14 protein-coding genes and 1 riboswitch are annotated in these 16,113 nt (G+C 28.1%); all 14 genes read right to left on the reverse strand.

All coding sequences use genetic code 11. The annotated features are described in order from the left end of the window. Window positions 1–190: 190 nt before the first annotated feature. Complete coding sequence (locus tag KGF50_RS15095; RefSeq protein ID WP_227848827.1) at window positions 191–823, reverse strand: TetR/AcrR family transcriptional regulator; 633 nt, start codon at window positions 821–823, stop codon at window positions 191–193. 153 nt (window positions 824–976) lie between these two features. Further along, a complete protein-coding gene (locus KGF50_RS15100) occupies window positions 977–1,867 on the reverse strand; it encodes a homoserine O-succinyltransferase (protein WP_227848828.1) in 891 nt (296 codons plus the stop codon). A gap of 29 nt (window positions 1,868–1,896) precedes the next feature. Further along, window positions 1,897–3,162 carry an O-acetylhomoserine aminocarboxypropyltransferase/cysteine synthase family protein gene (locus KGF50_RS15105; protein ID WP_227848829.1) on the reverse strand — a complete coding sequence of 422 codons (1,266 nt, stop codon included), beginning with the start codon at window positions 3,160–3,162 and terminating at the stop codon, window positions 1,897–1,899. Between the two features lie 109 nt (window positions 3,163–3,271). Next, a riboswitch (SAM riboswitch) is annotated at window positions 3,272–3,374 on the reverse strand. Between the two features lie 53 nt (window positions 3,375–3,427). Further along, window positions 3,428–6,085 (reverse strand): calcium-translocating P-type ATPase, PMCA-type, encoded by a 2,658-nt coding sequence (locus KGF50_RS15110; RefSeq protein WP_227848830.1) that lies wholly within the window; start codon window positions 6,083–6,085, stop codon window positions 3,428–3,430. A 129-nt stretch (window positions 6,086–6,214) separates the two neighbouring features. Then, the gene (gene yaaA, locus KGF50_RS15115) at window positions 6,215–6,958 is read right to left on the reverse strand and encodes a peroxide stress protein YaaA (protein ID WP_227848831.1); all 744 of its coding nucleotides are present in this window, start codon (window positions 6,956–6,958) and stop codon (window positions 6,215–6,217) included. A gap of 15 nt (window positions 6,959–6,973) precedes the next feature. Further along, window positions 6,974–7,432 carry a thioredoxin-dependent thiol peroxidase gene (gene bcp / locus KGF50_RS15120; RefSeq protein WP_227848832.1) on the reverse strand — a complete coding sequence of 153 codons (459 nt, stop codon included), beginning with the start codon at window positions 7,430–7,432 and terminating at the stop codon, window positions 6,974–6,976. Between the two features lie 277 nt (window positions 7,433–7,709). After that, the gene (gene ade, locus KGF50_RS15125; protein ID WP_227848833.1) at window positions 7,710–9,407 is read right to left on the reverse strand and encodes an adenine deaminase; all 1,698 of its coding nucleotides are present in this window, start codon (window positions 9,405–9,407) and stop codon (window positions 7,710–7,712) included. A gap of 290 nt (window positions 9,408–9,697) precedes the next feature. Continuing rightward, entirely contained in the window at window positions 9,698–10,852 is a 1,155-nt protein-coding gene (locus KGF50_RS15130) for a putative manganese transporter (RefSeq protein WP_227848834.1), read from the reverse strand. Between the two features lie 270 nt (window positions 10,853–11,122). Then, the gene (locus KGF50_RS15135; protein WP_227848835.1) at window positions 11,123–11,962 is read right to left on the reverse strand and encodes a 4-hydroxy-3-methylbut-2-enyl diphosphate reductase; all 840 of its coding nucleotides are present in this window, start codon (window positions 11,960–11,962) and stop codon (window positions 11,123–11,125) included. A 12-nt stretch (window positions 11,963–11,974) separates the two neighbouring features. Then, entirely contained in the window at window positions 11,975–12,571 is a 597-nt protein-coding gene (locus KGF50_RS15140; protein WP_227848836.1) for a lysophospholipid acyltransferase family protein, read from the reverse strand. A 51-nt stretch (window positions 12,572–12,622) separates the two neighbouring features. Beyond that, the gene (cmk, locus tag KGF50_RS15145) at window positions 12,623–13,273 is read right to left on the reverse strand and encodes a (d)CMP kinase (protein ID WP_227848837.1); all 651 of its coding nucleotides are present in this window, start codon (window positions 13,271–13,273) and stop codon (window positions 12,623–12,625) included. Between the two features lie 53 nt (window positions 13,274–13,326). Beyond that, the gene (locus KGF50_RS15150) at window positions 13,327–14,580 is read right to left on the reverse strand and encodes an NAD(P)/FAD-dependent oxidoreductase (RefSeq protein ID WP_227848838.1); all 1,254 of its coding nucleotides are present in this window, start codon (window positions 14,578–14,580) and stop codon (window positions 13,327–13,329) included. Window positions 14,581–14,604: 24 nt separating this feature from the next. Then, window positions 14,605–15,246 (reverse strand): histidine phosphatase family protein, encoded by a 642-nt coding sequence (locus KGF50_RS15155; RefSeq protein ID WP_227848839.1) that lies wholly within the window; start codon window positions 15,244–15,246, stop codon window positions 14,605–14,607. 203 nt (window positions 15,247–15,449) lie between these two features. Next, window positions 15,450–15,869 carry a DUF1653 domain-containing protein gene (locus tag KGF50_RS15160; RefSeq protein ID WP_227848840.1) on the reverse strand — a complete coding sequence of 140 codons (420 nt, stop codon included), beginning with the start codon at window positions 15,867–15,869 and terminating at the stop codon, window positions 15,450–15,452. Between the last annotated feature and the right edge of the window lie 244 nt (window positions 15,870–16,113).

Below are 16,113 nucleotides of genomic sequence, written 5' to 3' on the forward strand. Positions count from 1 at the left end.
TTATAGTATTAAGTATTTATTGTCAATTACAATATTGTAACTTCAATTATAAATAGTTTATATTATCTTATTGAAATTTTTACATAAGATATTTTTAATAAAAAATCGATGTATTTATTTTACACCGATTTCTCTCATTTTAATCTTATTTAAAAATTAAACTCTAAAATTATTTACTATTACAATAAATTTAATCTTCTGTTAACATATTATATACAAAATCAAAACTTCCTTTATTTGCACCCAAAGTCGTTTCCATAATACAAACAAATGCCTTTGCTCTTTGTAGTATTTCATCATTATCCCAATCAAACATACCTTTATCAAATATACATTCAGAAGAAACAAGCAAAAACTCGATTGTCTCTTTTGGATATCTTGTATTAAATATCCCTTCTCTTATACCTTGTTCTACTACCTCTGTTAAAATAGGTGTAAAATTTAAAATAGTTTTGACTATTGTCTTTTGATGCATCTCAGCATTATTTGGTTGGTGAAATTGGTTAATCACTTTTTCTTTACTTCCTCCAACTTTTGGCCTTTGAGATATTAATATTTGAAAGAACTTTTCAATAACTGGGATATCTGGATTTGAAGCAATTTCTTTTAACATATTTATATCATTATCTATAATTCTAGTTATAATTTCATCCATTACCTCTTCTTTAGATTTAAAGTAGTAATAAAATGTTCCTTTTGCAATTCCAATCTCATTTAAAATATCATTTATAGTAGTTTTTGTGTATCCTTTAGTACAAAAAAGCATTTCAGCTGTATCGAGGATTTCACTTTTACGTTCTTCAGGGTCTTTTATAATTCTCATATATTTTCTCCTTTCAATAGACCATCAGTCGGTTTAGTTTTATTATATAAAACTACTTTTATAATGTCAATTTTATAAAATAAAAATAAGGTATAAAGAAGTATGATAATTACTTTTATACCTTATAGATTTCCATATTTTTTTAATTGTATTTTATATTATTAGATAATTTTTTATCCAATTTCTAAATAAAAGTTCTGAATGCTTTTTCCACTTAACAGTTGGTTCTTTTGAAGGATCATCATTTATATAATAATTTTGAGGTATTGAGATTTTATCACCTCTATCTACATCTCTTTTATATTCTCTATCTAAAGTATATTTATCATACTCACTGTGACCCATTACAAATACATCTCTTGAATTTGTAATTATATAAGGACCAGCTTCTTTAGAATGACTTACAATGCTCAATTCATCATTATTTTTCAAAGTTTCAATATTTACAGTAGTGTGTCTTGAATGTGGAGCAAAAAACTCTTTTTCAAATCCATCTACTATCTTACTATTTTTATCTACTTCATGCTTAAATACTCCAAAACATTTTTGACTTAATGGAAGTTTTTTTACATTGTAGTATTTGTAAAGACCTGCTTGAGCTGCCCAACATATATATAATGTAGATTTAGCCTTTCTCTTAGAATAATCCATAATATCTTTTAGTTCATCCCAATAATCAACTTCTTCAAACTCCATTTGTTCAACTGGAGCTCCTGTTATTATAAAACCATCAAAAGATTCTTTTTTTGCTTCATCAAATGTTTTATAAAAATTCTTAACATATTCATTACAACTTCTTTTACTCTCTCTTGTTGAGATTTTAATAAATTCTACAGATACATTAAAACCTGTTTTATCTATTCTTCTAAGCAAATCTAACTCTGTATCTATTTTTATTGGCATTAGATTTAATATAGCTATTTTAGTATCTATATTTTCTTTGTATTCTAAATCTTTATTAAAGTCTTCTTTACAAATTACATCTATTCCTTCATCTAATAATTTATTAATAACAGGTAGTCCCTTTGGTAGTATTAAAGCCATATCTTTTCACTTCTCTTTCTCTTATACTATTAGAAATTTAAAGCTTGATCTAAGTCAGCTATTAAATCCTCTACATTTTCTATTCCAACAGATAATCTTATTAGTGAAGGTAGTACTCCAGATGCAATTAATTGTTCTTCTGTTAATTGTCTATGAGTAGTTGAAGCTGGATGTATAACACAAGTTCTTACATCTGATACATGAGTGACTAATGCTGCTATTTGTAGTTTTTCCACAAATTTTTTAGCATTTTCAAGTCCCCCTTTTACTCCAAATGATAAAACGCCACTACATCCTTTTGATAGATATTTCTTGGCATTTTCATAATACTTATTATTTTCAAGTCCTGGATAGTTAATCCAATCTACATTTTTATGTTTTTCTAAAAACTTAGCTATCTTAAGTGCGTTTTCACTATGTCTCTCCATTCTAAGATGTAGTGTTTCAATATTTAAATTAGTAAGATATGCGTTAAATGGACTCAAACAATTTCCATAGTCTCTAAGTAATTGAACTCTTGTCTTAGTAGCATATGCAGCATTGCCAAACTTTTCAGTATAACTTATTCCATGATATGTTGGGTCTGGCTCAACTAATTCTGGAAATTTTCCATTGTCCCAGTTAAAATTTCCACCATCTACTATAATTCCACCAACACTTGAAGCATGACCATCTAAGTATTTTGTAGTAGAATGAGTGACTATGTTTGCTCCATATTTTAGTGGATTACAAAGTACTGGTGATGCTAATGAGTTATCAACTATAAATGGAACATTAATTTTTTTAGCTACATTTGCTATTTTTTCAAAATCTATAACTTCAAGAGTTGGATTTGCAAGTGTTTCTGCAAATACAACTTTAGTATTTTCATTTGCAAGTTCTGCTATTTCATCCTCACTTGCATCTAAATCAAATGATATTAAATCTATTCCAAATTTTTTAAGACTAGGTCCTAATAAATTAAATGTTCCTCCATATACTTTTGAAGAACAAAGTATACTATCTCCAGATTTACATATATTTAAAACTGCCAACATATTTGCAGATTGACCTGATGATACGGCAACAGATGATACTCCTCCCTCTAACAAACTTATCTTTTCTTCAAAAGCTTGAACAGTAGGATTACTTATTCTGGAATACATATGACCCTCAGCTTTTAAATCAAATAAGTCAGCAAGTTGGTCTATACTACTATATTTAAAAGTTGTACTTTGATATAAAGGTAAAACTCTTGGTTCTCCATTTCCTGGTTTATAATTTCCTTGCACACATATTGTTTCTTTGTTATACATTTTTGTATCCCCCTTAAATTTTAATTAAGAAAATTAAACTATTTGTCAGATGAGATTTAAAATAAATAAAGCCTGAGTATATAACTCAGGCTCTGTATAAGCTTAATTATACTCATCTCTCAGCTTCCGCCGCAGGATTTAGCACCAATGTATATAAATATACTGGTTGCCGGGTTTCATAGGGCCAGTCCCTCCACCTCTCTGGATAAGATTTATTTAATTTTTCTATGTTTTATATCTTATATTTTTTTCCTAATTTTGTCAACTACTTTTTATATAATTTTCTTTTAAGAAATTTTCCCACCTCTACTTGAACTACAGACATTATAGCTAAAATCACTGTTACAAGCCATTGCGAAGTGTTTAAAATAGTTAAATTAAATGCATCTCTAAAGTGAGGAACAAATAATATAACTGCCATAAGTAAAGCGGAAGCTAAAAATGAGATTAAAAGAAATGGGTTTTTACCACTATTTCTAGTAAACATAGAATCTGTATTTGAACGCTGGCTAAATGCACGCAACATTTGTGAAAGTGCTAATACACAGAATGCCATTGTTTGACCTACAGTATGGTTTTCTATATTAAGACCAATTTTATATGCTAAAATGGTCATTATTGCTACAAATATCCCCTGAGTAATAACTCTTTGTACAAGGTTTTTTTCAAACAAACTTTCTGATTTAACAGGTTGGTGCTTCATTATATTTCTACTTGGTGGATCAACTCCAAGAGCAAGAGCTGGAAGAGTTGCTGTTGCAAGATTTACCCACAGAATATGCACCGCAAGAAGTGGAGTATCCCAGTTTAACAATATTGCAACAAATAGTGTAAGTATCTCTGCTATATTTCCAACAAGCAAGAATTGTATAACCTTTTGTATATTTCTATATACACGTCTACCCTCTTTTATTGCATAAGCAATTGTGGTAAAACTATCATCCATTAAAATCATATCTGAAGAATCTTTTGCCACATCTGTACCACTTATACCCATAGCTATACCAATATCAGCAGACTTTAATGCAGGGGAGTCATTTACCCCATCCCCAGTCATTGCTGGTACTTCTCCAATTCTTTTTAGAGACTTTATAATTCTGAGTTTATCAAATGGTGATACACGAGCAAATACTGTAGCATTTTTAACAGCCTTATCTAGTTCATCATCACTTAAATTATCAAGTTCATCACCAGATATAACAGTATTTCCTTCATTCCAAATTCCAAGTTCATGAGCTATTGTTGTGGCAGTGACTTTATGGTCACCTGTTATCATTATGGTTCTTATTCCTGCTTCTTTACAAGTTTTTACTGCATCGGCTACCTCAGTTCTTGGCGGGTCAATCATTCCAACCATACCAATAAATGTCAAATCATATTCTATGTTTTCACTATCTTCCTTTGGTATCGATAAAATTTCACGCTTAGCAAAACCAAGTACACGTAATGCATCTTTAGACATAGTGAGACATAATTCGTGTATATTTTTTTTATCTAACTCTGTAATATTTCTTTCACCTTTTGATGTTAATATTTTAGTACATAAATGGAGAAGTTCATCCACTGCACCTTTAGTATATGCAGTGATTTTTCCATCTATATCATGAACAGTTGTCATACATTTTCTGTCAGAATCAAAAGGTTGCTCAAATACACGTGGATATTTCTCTTCAAGAGTGTCTTGATCTATTCCAAATTTATTAGCCATAAAAATTAATGAACCTTCTGTTGGGTCACCTAATATTTCATCTGTTTTATCTGGATTTATACAGGCATCATTACAAAGTGCACCAGCATAAACAATCTCTTTATATACTAGTGGGTGCTTCTCAGATGCAGTATCTATTGATGTTACTTTTCCAGATTCAAAATCGCCATTTACAGCAATATGTGTAACAGTCATTTTATTCAAGGTTAATGTACCAGTTTTATCGCAACATATTACTGTAGCTCCTCCTAATGTCTCAACTGCTGGCAACTTTCTAATCAAAGCATTTCTTTTAGCCATACGTTGCACACCTAGAGCCATTACAATGGTTGCTGTTGCAGGTAATCCCTCTGGAATAATTGATATAGCAAGGGAAATTGCAATCATAAACATTGGCAAGAGAGGTCTCTGATAAAATGCACCTATTGCAAATATAATAACGCATACAATAATACCTATGACACTTAATGTCTTTCCAACAGTATTAAGTTTACGTTTTATAGGAGTATCAAAATCATTTTGTGAATCTAAAAGATGTGCTATATTACCTACTTCTGTGTCCATCCCAGTTGCAACTACAACACCTACACCTCTACCATATGTGACAATTGAAGACGTATAAGCCATATTACTACGGTCTCCTAATACACATTCTTCAGGTAAAAGGTCATCTGAATCTTTTTCTGATGGGACAGACTCTCCTGTTAAAGAAGCTTCTTGAATTTTTAAACTAGATGTATCTATTAAACGAATGTCTGCTGGAATCATTGCTCCATCTTCTAAAAAAACAATATCTCCTATTACAAGATTACTTGCTTGGATAACATTTTCTTCACCATCACGCATAACACGTGCTGTAGGTGAATTCATATTTTTTAGTGCTTCCAGTGATGATTCTGCTTTTTTTTCTTGAACAATACCAATAACTGCATTTACTGTTACAATTATTAGAATTACAAAAGCTTCTGTAAATTCTCCAAATACTAAAGATAATATTGATGCACCTATTAGTATCAATACCATAGCATCTGTAACTTGGGTCCAAAGCATTTGTAAAACTGTTCTAGGTGGTCTTTTTCTCAGTTCATTTAAACCATACTCTTTAAGCCTGTTTTCCGCCTCGGTATCGGTGAGCCCCTCCTCTGATGAGTCTAAACTCTCTAATACTTCATGTGTTGCCATCGAATGCCAAGGCATCTGTTTGTGATTTTCCATTTTGGAAGATCACTCCTTTCTTTTTTTGATTTAAGAATAATTATATTTTAAAATCCAATTCAATTCAATACTCAACAATTATATTTTACCTAAATTTAACAATTCAATTTAAAGTCTATATAAAAATATCTACTCTTTCACAAACACATACTCATTATTATTAGATAGATCTTCTTGATATTTATATCCTTCTAAGTTAAACTTTTTTAAGTCACTAATATCTTCGATTTTATTTTTAACAATATATTTTACCATCATTCCTCTAGCTTTCTTTGCTTGTGTAGATTCTACTTTTAGCATATTATTTTTATTTATTTTAAAAGTACACGTTACATATGTATCATTATCATTGATAAATTTTTCTACAGTTTTACTATATTCACTTGACGCAAGATTGACAATAGCTGTATTTTCTTTACTTAATTCTTTATATATACTATCTCCCCAATATTCATATAAATTTTTGAATTTTCTTATCTGTAATTTTGTCTGCATTTCTAATCTATACTCATATATGCTATCATATGGTTTTACGACCCCATATAATCCACTTATGATTCGAATACAACTATTTGCAAATTCCTCGTCTTGCTTTGTAAAATTCTCTGCTTCTATATTTTTATATTGTATTCCATCATAAGTTAAGATTGCAGGAGTACCTAAACTATCAAATTTAAAATTATCATATCTACTCTTGTTTAATATGGCTAATTTTTCGTTGATTTTCATTTTACTTTTGAAATCCTCTACACTAAAGGCTTTTATATTCTTTGATATTTCTTTTGCTTTATCTATAAAGCAGGGTAAGCTTAAATCTCTATCAAACTCTTGTACATGCTTCATATTTTTAGCTGGTGATAACATTATAATCATAAATTTCTATTACTCCTATTTTTCCAAATATTCAAGAATCTCTTGTGCATTTGTATCTGGCTTTGCTTTTTCAAAAACTTTTTCAATAATCCCACTTTCATCTACAATATAAGTTGCACGAACAACTCCTAAAGCAGTTTTCCCATACATTTTTTTCTCTTTCCACACATCAAAATCCTTAATAGTAGTTAAATCTGGATCAGAAAGTAAAATAAAAGGAAGCTCATGTTTTTCTGCAAATTTTTGATGTGATTTAATACTATCTTTACTTATCCCAATAACTGGTATATCATTATTTTTAAATCCTTCATATGCGTTTCTAAAGGCACATGCCTGACGTGTGCATCCTGGTGTATTATCTTTAGGATAAAAATATATTACTACTTTTTTCCCCTTAAAATCTGACATACTGACTTTATTTCCATCTTTATCTTCTAATGTAAATTCTGGTGCTTTTGTACCTATACTTAACATAAATATCTCTCCTTTTTTAAAAGCAATTTTTTAAATCAATAATTTATACTATATTTATATTAGTACCCTATATTTCTCTATATAAATAAAATATTTTACTTTCTTGTATAGAAAATTTCATGAATATGTAAATCTTATATACTAAAAATTTTAAACTTTATTTGATTAGAACATTTAAACTGGAATTTATGTTAAATAATTATAGTAATTAAAATAGGCAGGATTTAATTATGTATTAAATCCTGCCTATTTATTTTTAATCTTCTAATACTCTAATCTATATAAATTTAAATTCTTCTACATCAAATAGACCTAAATCAGTAAGTCTTATTTTCGGAATAACTGGAAGAGCCATAAATGAAAGTGTAATAAAAGGGTCTACATACTTTGGAACTCCCATTTTTCTTGCTATTTTTAGCATATTATCAGTTGTTTCTTGCACTTCTTCTGCTGGAAGAGTGCTAATTAATCCAGCTACTTGAAGGCTTAAATGAGCAAGTACTTTTCCATTTGATACAATTACATAACCACCCTGTATATCTCTCAAGTAATTTACCGCAACTATAATATCATCATCATTATCACCTGCAACTATTATATTATGTGAATCATGGGCTACAGTAGTTGCTATTGCTCCATTTTTTATACCAAAACCTTTTAATGGTGCAACTGATATGTTTCCAGTCATTCTGTGTCTCTCAACAACACAAAGCTTTGAGTATTCTTCATTTGGATTGAAATATCCATTTTTGTTTGGTATAGATTCAAATAATTTATTTGTCAGAATTTGATATGGTACAATTTCCATTACATAATTTTTTTCATTTGACTTTAATTGTATTTTTTCTCTATTAATATCGTTAAATTTAACTGTATTAAGTAACTCTTTATCCTTAATTTCATATTTATAATTAGAAAAAATTCCTTCATCTATCAATTTGCCATTTTTATAAACACTATCTACCTCCATATTTTCTAAACTATTTAGAACAACAATATCCGCTTTATAACCAGCACCTATTGCTCCAATTCTATTTAGACCATATGCTTTTGCTGAATTATAAGTTGCGATTTTAATAGCTTTAATTGGCTCCATACCCAAATCGATTGCACACTTTATATTCCATCTTATATGCCCTTGTTTTTCTATATCATCTAAGTGCTTGTCATCTGTACAAAACATAAATTCTTCAATTGGTAACTTATATTTTAATAATCCTTTTATTATAGCTTCTAAGTTTTTTGCTGCACTTCCTTCTCTTATAAAAATTTTTAGACCTGCTCTTAATTTTTCATAAACTTCATTAAAAGTTATACATTCATGGTCATTTCTTATTCCTGCACATACATACGCTTGAAGTGACTTTCCACTAATATTTGGTGCATGTCCATCTGCAACTTTATCTTTAAAAGCTTCTAGTTTATCTAAAATTTCTTCTTCAGCAGATATAACATCATTAAAACACATTACCTCTCCTAATCCTAAGATTCTAGGATTATTTATGTAATCATTCATATCTTTTGCACTAAAATCACCTATTCCATTAGTTTCGAATCTTGTTGCAGGGACAGATGACGGTATCATAATATATACATTTAAGGGTATCTCTTCTGTTGATTCTAGTAAAAAGTCTATTGCACTTGCTCCTTTTACATTGACTAGTTCATGAGGGTCAGCTATAACAGTTGTTGTGCCTGACTTTAGTAATTTTTTTGACAATTCAATTGGCATTACCATTGTAGACTCAATATGCATATGTGCATCAATAAAACCAGGTGATAAGTATTTACCACTACAATCAATCTCTACTTTCCCACTATATTCTCCGATTCCAACAATTGTATCATCTACTATTGCTATATCTCCCACTATTAATTCTTCTGTGAACACATTTATAATTGTTCCATTTTTAAGTACAATATCAGCTTTATCTCTTCCACTTGCTACATTACACTTTTTTTTCAAATTGCTCATTTTTACAACTCCTCTTAAATTTTTTATATCAATATACTTGCTGTATCATATATTATAGTTTGATTTATTAATATATATTATATATGAATTTTAATAAAAAGTATTGATTGAAATTTATTCCATAATTTATTAAATTAAATACAAAAACATGAGAAACAATAATATTATTTCTCATGTTATTTATAAATATTTTAATTATATTAAATTTTATTTTTTATATTTTTAATACTTGTTACTATATCCATAGTATGAGTTTATGTATTTTTATCATTTATATTAAGAGATACTTTTTAACCTAAAAATGCATAAACTATCATTCCTACGATTATAGCGGGTATAGTAGTAATAATCATCGCCCATAAGGAAGATTTTTTGTCCATTGCTAAAAGTGGAAAAAGTGCATCTCCATCTTGAGATATAGAATTAGCTATTACTGCACCAAGTGGTATAGTCCCTTTCAAGTAAAATGACATAAGTACAATTTGTATACCACACCCTGGAATAAGTCCAAGACCTGCACCTATAAATACACTAATTACACCTGTTGATAAAACTAAATTAACTAAGTATTCATCTCCACCTAAAACCAATATTATCAAATCGTAAATAAGATATGCAATAAAAATCCATGTAATAACAAATGAAATTTCACCTACAGAATGTATAAGCATTTCTCTTAGAGAAATTTTCTTATTTTCTTCCTCTTTTTGATTAGAATTTTTAAATACTTTTTTAAAACACCACATATAAACTATTGAGAATAGTATTCCTATAACTGCTATTGCTTCTTCCAGTGAATGTAATTTTTCAATAATAGGAAGATTTATCCCAGAATGAGCAAGAGACATAAATATAAAACCTATTAATACAATTCCTATATAAATTTTGTACCCTTTACCATGTGTTATTATAAATGCAAGCCTATTTGTATTTCCATGAGATTCAGCTAAATTATCTAAAATTATACCATCATGATTATGCAATTTTTCATTCTCTTTATGGTCATTTTTTTCTATATTATGTTTGTCTAATTTTCTATATTTATTTAATTTCAATTTTTCTTCTAATTTAAAATAATCTACTAGTTGTCCCGTTATTATTCCTGTAATTGTACTAACTACAGTTACAAAAAAATACATTTTAATATTTGATGAAATAAGTATAAATGCAGCATCTCCCATACTTGCTATTAAACTTGCAATAATTGCTCCAAAGCTTAATTTTCCACTTATATATAATGGCATTATTGCCAAACTCCCACCACAACCTGGTATAGCCCCTATCAAAGCTCCTATTAAAGGTTGATATTTTCTATTTTTTGATATAATATTAGTAAAATTACCACTAGTTTTATAATTTATATATCCAAATAGCAAAATAAAAAATCCAATCATAGAACCCACATGTAAAAATGCTTCTTCAGAAGCAGATATTAACATTTCCATTAATTTACCTCCTATATTAATTTCACAATAATTATATTATATTTCATTAGTTAATGATAATCAATATCATTATATCATTTAAATTTCTAATATTAAAAAGTGCATATCTTATATTGTTAATTTCCTGCATATTAAGATACACACTTTCTGATATTAGGTTATCTAGTTGCCACATGTAATTTTATATTATAGTATAAAATTATATGTGGATATTACAATAAATTTTATATACTATACCAATATTGCACATGTTTTTATTGTTTACTATATTTATAAACTTTCAATAAATGTTATTACTTCCTCTATTATCCAATCTGGTGTAGATGCTCCTGCTGTCACTCCTAAATTTTTATACTTCTTAAGCATATTTACATCCAACTCGTCTTTAGTTTCTATTGCAAAAGTTGGAACTAAATCTTCACAAACTTTTACTAACTTTTGAGTATTAGAACTGTGTTTTCCACCTATAACTATCATACAATCAACTTCTCTTGCTAATTCTTTAGCTGCTTCTTGTCTAGTTTTTGTGGCTGAACAGATTGTATCATTAAATACTATATGTTCTAGTTTATCATCTAATTTGTCAACTATATTTGAATATAAATCTGGATTTATGGTTGTCTGTGCAACGACACAATATTGTTTTGAATTGTCAAATTCCATATTCTCCATTTGCTCTACAGCTTTTATTATTATTGCTGAATTTTCGCACCATCCATTTATACCTATCACCTCTGGATGTTTCATATCTCCAATAACTATTATTTCATAACCCTTATTATGATACTCACTCACTACTGTATGTATTTTCTTTACAAATGGACATGTAGTATCTACAATTTTAAGTTTTTTATTTTTAGCTTCTTTGTATACTTTCTCAGGAACTCCATGAGATCTTATTATCATATTTTCATAATCTGGTATTACATCAATCTCATCTACAGTTTTAAGGCCTTTTTGCTCATATCTTGCTACTGCTTGCTTGTTATGAATAAGAGGTCCTAAAGCATATATTCCAGAATCATTTTTCTCTACTTCATCCCATGCCATTTTCATTGCTCTCTTTACTCCAAAGCAAAATCCTGCATTTTTTGCTATTTTAACATTCACTAGATTCCCCCCTTATTTTGAATATTTAAAGTAATTCTGTTTTATTATTTCTAAAACTTCTTGTGACATTCTTTCATGGTCATCATTACTTAGCTTTTCTTTAAAATGTTCTTCAAATGATATTGGCTCTCCAAAATACACAATTACCTTACCAAAAGGTTTATACTTAGATATTATCGACACTGGTACAACCTTAGATTTACTCTTTATTGTAAACAGAGAAAGGCCTGCCTTAGCTTTGCCAAAGTTATCGCCTTTAATTCTTGTTCCTTCTGGAAATATTCCCAATACATAACCATCTCTAATTGACCTTAAAATAGTTTTTATAGTGGATACATCTGGCTTTTCTCTATTTATAGGCATAACATGCAATTTTCTTAATATAAATCCTAATGGTTTCACTTTAAATAACTCTTGTTTTGCAATAGCTGCTATCTCTCTATTTTTTATAGCTGCAGCTAAAAATACAGGGTCAAGATTTGATTTATGATTTGAAGCTACCACTATATTTCCTCTATCTGGTATATTTTCAGCACCTATAACTTCATATTTAAAAAACACTTTAGAAAAACATCTAAAAATATTTATTGCAAATCTATAAAAATTCACGTTTATCTCCCTTCAATACTACATTATATTTTCATTTTAGATACATTGAGCTTAAAAACTTATCTTAGACACAACTTCTTGTACAACCTGCTCTATAGTCTTTCCTGTAGTATCTATTTCTAGTGCATCATCAGCTTTTACTAATGGTGCAAATTCTCTATTTGAATCAATTTCATCTCTCTTTACTATATCCTCAATTACTTCTTTTAAAGTAGTATTATATCCTTTATTACAAAGTTCTTTATAGCGTCTACTTCCTCTTTCTTCTGGTGTAGCTACTAAAAAGAATTTATAATCTGCATTTGGAAAAACATATGAACCTATATCTCTACCATCTAATATTACTGAACTTTTTGTTCCAATTTTTCGTTGAACTTCAACCATCAACTTTCTTACTTCTTTTATTTTAGCTACATTAGAAACATTATTGCTTACTTCTATTGTTCTTATTTCATCATTTATAATTTTTTGGTCTAAATATATACTATTATTTTTAAAATCTATATCTGAATTTTTAGCTATCTTAATAACTTCTTTTTCATTATTGACATCAATATTATTTTTTAAACACTTATAAGTAACAGCTCTATACATAGCACCTGTATCTATATAATTTATATTTAATTTTTCTGCTACTCTCTTAGCTATTGTACTTTTACCAGCCCCTGCTGGTCCATCTACAGCTATAATCAAATTATCCATATCTACACCTCTATTTTATTTATATTTAATAATCGATTTATTAGAAACTATACCTATACACTAGTCCCTGCAAGATATCCAGTTGAAAAGGCTATTTGTAAATTATATCCACCAGTTTCTGCATCTACATCTATTACCTCTCCTGTAAAAAATAAATCCTTTATTAACTTAGACTCCATTGTAGAAGAATTAATTTCTTTAACTGAAATACCACCAGAAGTAACCATCCCAGTGTTTATACCTGTAGTTCCATTACAAGTTAGTCTCATATTTTTTATATACTCAATAATTTTAATTTCATCAGCCTTAGATAAATCATTTGCTTTTTTATCACTTAAAGATAATATATAAAGAATTTCTTTTAAGAAGTTTTGAGGTAATATCTGTTTAAGATTATTTAAGATATTTTTATTTGGAAATTCTCTAATTATATTAGAAATTTCATTGACATCTAAGTTTGGTAAAAAATCTATATTTAATTCTACCTTATCTTTTTCAATAATCTTGTTGATATAAGAAGACATTATAAGTACGCAAGGACCTGTTATCCCAAAATGTGCAAATAACATGTCTCCTGATTTTGATATTTTCTTTTTCTTAATCTTACAAGATATTTCTACATTTCTCATAGATATTCCTTGCAAAGATTTAATCCATTTTTCTTCTATTGTAAGTGGAGCTAAAGCAGGATATAGTTTATTTAATGTATGTCCATGATTTTGAAGAACCTTATACATTGAACCATCGGAACCTGTTTTTGAATAACTAACTCCTCCAGTTGATATAATAACTTTATCACCTAATATCTTATCTCCATTATCTAAAATTACACCCTTTATTGAAATATTTGATTTATTCTTGCTATGATCATCCTGCTCAGTAATTTCTTCAGTTATAATATCCATGACTTTTTTATTATACATTATCTTTACATTATGATTAATTAGGTCCTTATTTAATACTTCTATTACTTCTATTGATTTATCATTCTTAGTATAAACCTTATGGTCATTTTCTTCTTCAATCTTATATTCTAAATTTTTACTTTCAAAATATGATATAAGATTTTTATTTGTAAATGCATAAAAGCTACTATATAGAAATTTTTTATTGTTCACAACCTTATCAAAAAAATCCTCTATCTCTCTATTGTTGGTAAAATTACATCTACCTCCACCAGTTGCTCTTAACTTTCTCCCTAACTCTCCATTTCTTTCAATCAATATTACTTCATTATTGTTTTTCGAAGCTGACAAGGCTGCCATCATTCCAGATGGACCTCCACCAACCACTATAACTTTACTCATAAGCTTCTCCTTATAATTTGATACTTACTCAAGTGCAGAATTATTTATTTTTACATGATTTTTTATATGACTTGTATCATTCATCTTTATTACTACTGGACCATAATCTTTAAATTCTACTATATTTAAAGCAGTGTTATCTTGTTTAATTCTGTATATATTTTCCATACCTGACTCTAAAAATGACAGTAACATAACCCTCAATGTAATTGAATGTGTGACAAGAACTATATTTTTATCATTGTATTTTTCATTTAATTCCTTTATAAAAGCATCTACTCTTTCTTTTATAATTTTAAGAGTTTCTCCTTCTGGTATATTTACTAAATGTGGCTCATTTCTCCATGTTGAATATATATCTGAATAGTCTTTTTGAATTTCTTTTATCAAAAGACCTTCCCAAACTCCAAATCCCATTTCTCTAAGTGCTTCAGTTTTTTGGACTTCAATATTGAGTTTATCACCTAAAATTTGAGCTGTTTGCATTGCTCTTCCTAAATCACTACTAAAAATACAATCAATTGAATACTTACCAATGTCTTCAGAAAGTTCTCTTGCTTGTTCTATCCCTTGTGGTGTAAGGTCAGAATTACCATGACCTTGTGTTTTTCCTAATAAGTTCCAATCTGTTTGTCCATGTCTTACTATATAAAAAGTATTTCCCATATTTCCTCCTAATATATCTGTCTATTTTTTATTAAATATCAATTGTCACTTCTCAAAATTTAATTATATCATAAATAGTTTACTATGTTTCTATTTTATAACTTAATCTAGTATATTCTTCTCAGCTCATCCTATTTATATTTACCACAATTTATTATATAATAACAGTTTTTTTCTCAACTTATAAAAGTAATCCCCATATTTTATTTATAAAATTCCTCAAATCTATGTTCTTGAATCGGATTAAAATATCTATCTCTATCTACTTTTGATAAAAACATATCTAGTGGTCTTGCAAATACTCCTGTATCGTCATATAAAGTTTTATATAAAACCAAATTATTATTCTCTTTTTCTTTTTGATGATAAAAGTTTCCATTTAAATCTCTATATATAAAAATATTTTCATCTAGCTCAGTATGCTTAACATCTAACTTATATTTAATTTTGTTTTTAGTTGAACTTTTTTCATTGTATGTTTCACATATTTTTTCTATATCATTACTATCAATAGCTTTGCTCAATCCCATTGTAGCATAATATTTTCCTTTAAAATGTTTGTAAATACAAGGATATTTTAATTTTCTTTCATTAATATTTAGACTATTTTTTTGCTTATCCATTTTACTATCCTTTCTATATGTATTGTTTTAAAAGTATGTTTTATCTTATATTTTTTATTTTAAAATAAATTTACAAACTAAGTTATTTAAACTTTTTCAAAATACAGCAATTTTTAATATTCAAATTATATATTATAATTATCCTATATTTTTACACATCATATAATATATTTAGTTATTATGAATTTAATTTTTATTTATCATAAATATATTCTACTTTTCTTATTATGTAGTTATATAAAAT

The sequence above is a fragment of the Clostridioides sp. ZZV15-6598 genome (genome assembly GCF_020657705.1).
Classification (GTDB): domain Bacteria; phylum Bacillota; class Clostridia; order Peptostreptococcales; family Peptostreptococcaceae; genus Clostridioides; species Clostridioides difficile_F.